General features: G+C 66.0%; 1 protein-coding gene. It reads right to left on the bottom strand.

Going from position 1 to position 512, the window contains the following annotated elements; translation table 11 throughout:
- Positions 1 to 64: 64 nt before the first annotated feature.
- Complete coding sequence (locus IEY55_RS33300) at positions 65 to 391, bottom strand: zinc finger domain-containing protein (RefSeq protein WP_505735186.1); 327 nt, start codon at positions 389 to 391, stop codon at positions 65 to 67.
- Positions 392 to 512: the final 121 nt, after the last annotated feature.

Genomic DNA, 512 nt, shown 5'->3' with positions numbered 1-512 from the left:
TTTCGGCCGCCCTCCCGTGACCCGGGCACTTGCCCTCTGCAGCAGCTTCTTTCTGGTCTCGCCATCACCGCAGGGGTGGTTGATCAGCAGCGACGATGAGCCGCTGGGCATGCGGTTTCCGCTCCACGTAGCCACCGGGGCTTCGGCAGGGCTGTCCCGGCTGGGCTCGGCAGGACGGGAGCGGGCAGGCAACGGCCATGACATCGCTAGATGGCTTCTCCATGGGACGAACCGGGTCTTGGTGCAGCAGGCAGCGCCCGTCCTTGCGGACCTGGCCGGAGCAACGGGTGCCATTCGATCCGACGTATGTGCACCGGCCAGCCTCAACCGGGGACGAAGAGGGCAGTACTGCAGGAGGCAAGCGCCTGTTCAAACCGACCGCAGCCTTCATGCGAGCCATATGTGGCCGGCAAGGCTTCCCATGGCGATCTCTACAGCGTCGCCCACCAGCGTCCAGCGATCGATCAGCTCGTCCTGATCCAGCTCCTGCGCCATGCGCGGACGCTACTGCC

The sequence above is a fragment of the Longimycelium tulufanense genome, assembly GCF_014645795.1.
Classification (GTDB): domain Bacteria; phylum Actinomycetota; class Actinomycetes; order Mycobacteriales; family Pseudonocardiaceae; genus Longimycelium; species Longimycelium tulufanense.
Note: the sequence above shows the minus strand (reverse complement) of the source record. Positions and strands in the feature narration are given on the sequence as shown.

Bases quoted from the DNA above. Each gene is read 5' to 3' on its own strand.
- IEY55_RS33300 (WP_505735186.1), bottom strand. From the start codon at position 391: ATGAAGGCTGCGGTCGGTTTGAACAGGCGCTTGCCTCCTGCAGTACTG.